Source organism: Stieleria sp., assembly GCF_041595215.1.
GTDB classification, from domain to species: Bacteria; Planctomycetota; Planctomycetia; order Pirellulales; family Pirellulaceae; genus Stieleria; species Stieleria magnilauensis.
Genome location: NZ_JBFHKV010000602.1, coordinates 1 through 5,198, shown reverse-complemented (window position 1 = coordinate 5,198; position 5,198 = coordinate 1). Strand labels below are relative to the sequence as shown.

The 5,198-nt window shown below is 60.2% G+C and carries 4 protein-coding genes; 2 read left to right on the top strand and 2 right to left on the bottom strand.

Annotated elements, in window-relative coordinates:
- Both ABX749_RS20890 and ABX749_RS20885 read right to left on the bottom strand, forming a co-directional pair.
- On the bottom strand, positions 1-906 hold a 906-nt coding region (locus ABX749_RS20890; RefSeq protein WP_372897680.1), incomplete at its 3' end, for a Gfo/Idh/MocA family protein.
- A gap of 13 nt (positions 907-919) precedes the next feature.
- Complete coding sequence (locus ABX749_RS20885; RefSeq protein WP_372897679.1) at positions 920-1,894, bottom strand: PmoA family protein; 975 nt, start codon at positions 1,892-1,894, stop codon at positions 920-922.
- A 982-nt stretch (positions 1,895-2,876) separates the two neighbouring features.
- Here ABX749_RS20885 and ABX749_RS20880 point away from each other — a divergent pair.
- On the top strand, positions 2,877-3,860 hold the full coding sequence (locus ABX749_RS20880; RefSeq protein WP_372897678.1) for an aspartate carbamoyltransferase catalytic subunit: 984 nt from the start codon (positions 2,877-2,879) through the stop codon (positions 3,858-3,860).
- Between the two features lie 23 nt (positions 3,861-3,883).
- On the top strand, positions 3,884-5,170 hold the full coding sequence (locus tag ABX749_RS20875; RefSeq protein WP_145216945.1) for a dihydroorotase: 1,287 nt from the start codon (positions 3,884-3,886) through the stop codon (positions 5,168-5,170).
- Positions 5,171-5,198: the final 28 nt, after the last annotated feature.

The following is a 5,198-nucleotide window of genomic DNA, read 5'->3' as shown; positions in this document are numbered from 1 at the left end:
GCGGCTTGGGAATTCACCACTGGCCTCCATCTCGACCGGTCCGGAATCATCCGAGCCGTGTCCCCACTGGGCGGTGTCAAACATGTGCGCGCCCCAGCCGGTGATCATTCCGCGGCAATAGGATTCGATCTGCAGCCAGCCCGGTCGACTGAAGTCCGCTTGCGGATGAACGCGATGTTCGGTGTAGGGCATCCGAGGCGTCGGGCCGAGCCACATGTCGTAGTTGAGCTGCTCGGGAACGGGCATCGCGACGTCCTTTCCCGTGCCGGTATCGGTCGGCAGTTGGACGCGAATCGTGTGCAGCTTGCCGATACGTCCGCTGCGAACCAATTCACAGGCCAGACGAAATCTGCGATCGGAACGTTGCTGCGATCCGGTCTGCAAGACGACATTGTTTTTTCGCACGGCCGCGACCAATTTTTGCCCTTCCGCAATCGTGTAGGTCAACGGCTTTTGCAGATACACGGCCTTGCCGGACTCGACCGCGGCGATCGCATTGAGTGCATGCCAATGGTCCGGCGTCGAGATCGTCACTCCGTCGATGTCGTCTCGCAAAAGCAACTCACGATAATCCTCAAACATTTCGATCGTCGGTCCGGGACGATCGGTCAGCTTGTCTGCGTAAATCGCTTCGCACTGCTGTTTTGCGTGCTCCACCCGCCGATGATCGAGATCGCAGACGGCCACGATGTGGGCGTTGGTCTGCGGTTCCAAACCGCTGCGCAAACAGGCATTCATGTCCCCATGCCCCATCCGTCCGGTACCGATACAGCCGATCCGCAACGTGTTGCTGGGTGCGTCCTTGCCCAACACATAGGACGGAACGATGGTTGGAACGCCGATGGCGGCGATCGACGCGGCAGATGCTTTGAGGAAGCCGCGACGGCGGATCGATGTCGTGCCCATGGGAGTCTGACTCTCAAAATGAAAGGGAAGATTGCTGAAAGCGTGTTTGTTCCGTTTTCAGACGCGCCGCATCCCAGCGGAGCGGATGCACGATCACTCGGTAACGCAGCGTCATACTCCGGCCCGGTTCGAGCGTCATCGGCTCATCGTTCAGCAGAGCCGCGTTCACGTAGCTCGTCACGGGGCTGCGGATGATGTACCACGGCGTGGGATGTCGGGGATTCTCGTGATGATCCAGAAACGCCAATCCGACCGGTTCGCCGTCAATGGTGCCGCTGTAATCGATCGACGTCGCTCGGCTGCGATGCCGGTTGCCAGGTCCGAATTCGACGGGGCCTCGTTCGCTGATCGCTTGACGATCAACCATTTCTTTCGCGAATCGCACCGACAGCCCCGCATAACCGCCCCACGATTGTTCCTTCGGTGGCGTGCGATCCAATTCCACGCGATTGTTGCCGGCGGTGAATTCGGAAACCCAATCCAAGCTGTATTCGTCGTGGGCATTCGGCGCGGAAATGATGATCCGTCGTCGTTCGCGAAGCACGACGTCTTCGTCGCCGTCGGGATGGTAGGCCAACGTAAGCGAGACGCGCGCCGAATGATCATCGCGTGTTTCCACCCTGACGTCAGTCGTCTCGGTACGCCCGGCCGGCCTGCCCGTCTGCCGGTCATGTTCCCAGTAGTTGACCCCGTTGATGTATTTCCAACAGAACCACAAACCGTGATGCCAGGCGTGATCGGCCGGACGATCCCAGGTCAACACGCGCCCGCCTTCGGTGCTCAACGGGTGAAAATACGGAACATCCAACGTGGAGCCGTGATGGAATCGCCAAAGGACCTGTTGGCCACGAACGAGCGCGACCGAAGACTCCGATCGATCCCACCGCAGCGGTGCCGGATCGGCGGCGCGCGTTTCCGTGCACAGCAACAGCGTCAGCGGCATTGCCAGTGTCAGCAGCAGAGAATGCAAGACGATCGCGCGCGTCATGGACGACTCCTCTCAAGGTGGGCGTCACAAAGATGTCCCCAAACGCGGCAAATGATGTGCCGTTGGTCAAGCGCGCTCCCTCCCTGTTCAGAGGCCGTGCGGTTTTTAAGGTCACCCTCCTGACAGGAGGATCGAGCGAAGCGAGGGGAGGTTGAACGGTCAATCGCGGTGTTCACTTCGCCGGCCAGGGTTGCGTCCCGAGTAGCAACAAAAACCCTCTCCTCGGTGCGCTCGCCCCTCCCTGTCAGGGCATTGGTATCTAAACAAGCCGCTTCTTGCCCAAAGGGCATGCATATCCATAGCCTGGGGCAAGCAAACCGAGCGTTTGCGAGGGTTGCGCCGCCCCAGGAACCGCATCGCAATGAGGTTCAATGTGGCCAACGGCCATGCACAACCTTCGCGTTTGTGCGAGGCATTTGTGTATGGCCGTTGGCCAATCCCTCTGGTTCTCGTTTGAGGACCTTGGGCGATGCCCAAGGCTAGGGATGTAAACGGCCGTTGGCCGAAACCATCCACTCAGGACAGATCTGACATACAAAAGATGTGTCGATACCAATGCCCAGGGGGAGAGTGACGAAAACCCCTTGTGATCCACGACTTAAAAACGGCACGACCTGTTCAACAAAGGGGACCGCAAATCAACCGCCGTCGTCCCCAGGCTTGCCGCACGACAGCCGCTCCACGGGAAAGCCTGGAAAAAGAAAAAAATGTCTTCGCATCAGAGCCGCCCCCTCGCCCTGTGTTGGTCCCGCCTCCCGATCGTGCGGATACGCTCGGCCGGGCTGCCAAAAAAATTCGAGTTGCTTGCCCCCGAAGGAGGTCGCCGAGCATGATTCAGCCGCATTCACAGGGAGCGGCGGTTCGACGAAGGACCGATTCAGCTTGTTTTCCGCCCGCTCGCGGATTTGCCATCAATTCATTAGGCTAACGCTCCGTAGCCCCTGGGAACAAGAATTCGGCTGGTCACGGAGAAAGGTGCTTGATGAGCGTGCCTGATTTGACATCGTTTGCGGAGCGTTGGGATCGCCGGCACTTATTGGATTTGGAATCCCTTTCCGCTGAAGAAATCACCATCTTGCTGGACGTCGCGAGTCGGTTGAAAGAAGCGACCGAAGGTTGTCGCCGTAAATTGTCGCTGCTGAGCGGCAAAACGTGTGCGAACCTGTTTTTCGAAAACAGCACGCGGACGCGGAACAGTTTTTCGTTGGCGGCCAAGCGACTCGGCGCCGACACGGTCGAATTCGGCTCCAGTGGTTCCAGCACCGCCAAGGGCGAGACGTTCGCCGACACCGCCAAGACGATCGAAGCGATGGGCGTGGACTGGGTAGTCACCCGCCATGGGACGCCCGGAACCCCAAACCTGCTGGCCCGAGAATTGGACTGTTGTGTGTTGAACGCCGGCGACGGTCCGCACGAACACCCGACCCAGGGTCTGCTGGATCTGTTGACGATTCGCCAACATCGCGGAAGCCTGGAGGGATTGACCGTTGCCTTGGTCGGGGACATCGCCCACAGCCGCACCGCGCGCAGCAACATCTGGGGACTGAAACGGATGGGGGCCCACGTGATCATTTGCGGGCCGCCGACCTTGGTCAGCCCCCGCTGGCAGGAATTGGGTTTCGAAGTGGCCCACCACTTGGACGAGATTCTGCCGCGCTGTGACGTCTTGAACCTGCTGCGAATTCAATTTGAACGCCAGCACGCGCGGCCGTTTCCGAGTGTCCGCGAGTACGCAGCGTTGTATGCGATGAACGCCGCGCGTATGCGTCAGGCCAAAGAGAACATCCTGATCATGGCGCCGGGGCCGATCAACCGCGGCGTCGAAATCACTCCGGAAGTCGCCGATGGTCCGCACTCGGTGATCCTGGAACAGGTCACCAATGGAATCGCCGTCCGCATGTCGGCCCTGTACTTGTTGTCCGCGGCCGATGATCGATACCGCAACGCCAACAAAGCCTCCGCTTAGGAATTGAAGAGATCGTTCAACCGATGAAGAAGCCCCTGCTGATCGAAAACGGTACGTTGATCGACCCCAGCCAGAACTTGAATCGTGGCGGTCGAATCCTGATGGTCGACGGCGTGTTCGCGACGGTTGATCCGAGTGACGGCGACATCCCCCAGGACTGCGAGGTCATCGACGCCGGCGGATGCCTGGTCACGCCGGGTTTGGTGGATCTGGGAGTCGAACTCAGAGAGCCGGGTTTCGAAGAAGACGAAACGGTCCTCAGCGGATCACACGCCGCATTGGCCGGCGGCTACACGTCGATCTTGGCCGCATCGAGCACCGACCCGGTGATCGATTCGCACGGCGCAGTCGAATTTGTTCGCCAAAAAGCGACGGAGGCAAGAGGCGCGCGGGTTTACGTCGTCGGTTGCCTGAGCAAGGGGCGTTCCGGCAAACAAATGGCCGAACTAGGCCTGTTGTCCGAAGCCGGTGCGGTCGCGTTCAGCGATGCCCCCCGCGCCGCGCCGAGCGACGCGCTATTGAAACGGGCGCTCGAATACTGCCGCATGCTCGGCCGTCCGATTTTTGATTCGCCCGAAGTCCCCGAATTGGCGCTCGGCGGCGTGATGCATGACGGACAGGTTTCCCTGGTGCTGGGATTGAAAGGGTTACCGACCGAAGCAGAAGATTTGGCGGTCGCGCGCGATGTCCGTCTGGCCGAAGCCACCGACGGTCGGCTGCATGTCGGCCCGGTCAGCACGATGGGGGCCGTCGACATGTTGCGGCGCGTCAAGTCGCGCGGCGTTGTCGTGACCGCTTCGGTGTGTCCGCACAATTTGATGTTGAGCGACGCGGCGATGCGGTCTTACGAGTCCCGGTTTAAGGTTCACCCGCCGCTGCGCAGCCCTCGCCACGTGGCGACGCTCTGCCAGGCAGTCAAAGACAAAACGATCGACGCGATTCAGTCCGGCCACATGCCGCGCAGTCGCGAAAAGATGATGAACGATCTGGATCAATCGCCGTTCGGAATCTCTTCGCTGGAGACCGCCTTGGCCACGGCCGCGACGGCGCTGGTACGAACCGGCACCTTGGATTGGATCGAATTGATCGACCGCATGTCGACGCGTCCGGCACAGATCGCCAGCCTGGACGCGGGCACGCTCGGCATCGGCCGCCCGGCCGACGTCACCATCATCGATCCCAACGCAGGATGGAAAGTTGATCCGAGTCAGTTTCGATCGACTTGCATCAGCACGCCGTTTGCCGGCATGGAACTGATCGGCCGGGTCCGACACACGATCGTCGGCGGCGAATTGCGTTTTAGTGGTTGAAGGTAAACTCGGTACTCGTCAGCACGCT

Excerpts from the sequence above, each read along its gene's own strand:
- ABX749_RS20885 (WP_372897679.1), bottom strand. The coding sequence starts at position 1,894 with ATGACGCGCGCGATCGTCTTGCATTCTCTGCTGCTGACACTGGCAATG.
- ABX749_RS20880 (WP_372897678.1), top strand. The coding sequence starts at position 2,877 with ATGAGCGTGCCTGATTTGACATCGTTTGCGGAGCGTTGGGATCGCCGG.
- ABX749_RS20875 (WP_145216945.1), top strand. The coding sequence starts at position 3,884 with ATGAAGAAGCCCCTGCTGATCGAAAACGGTACGTTGATCGACCCCAGC.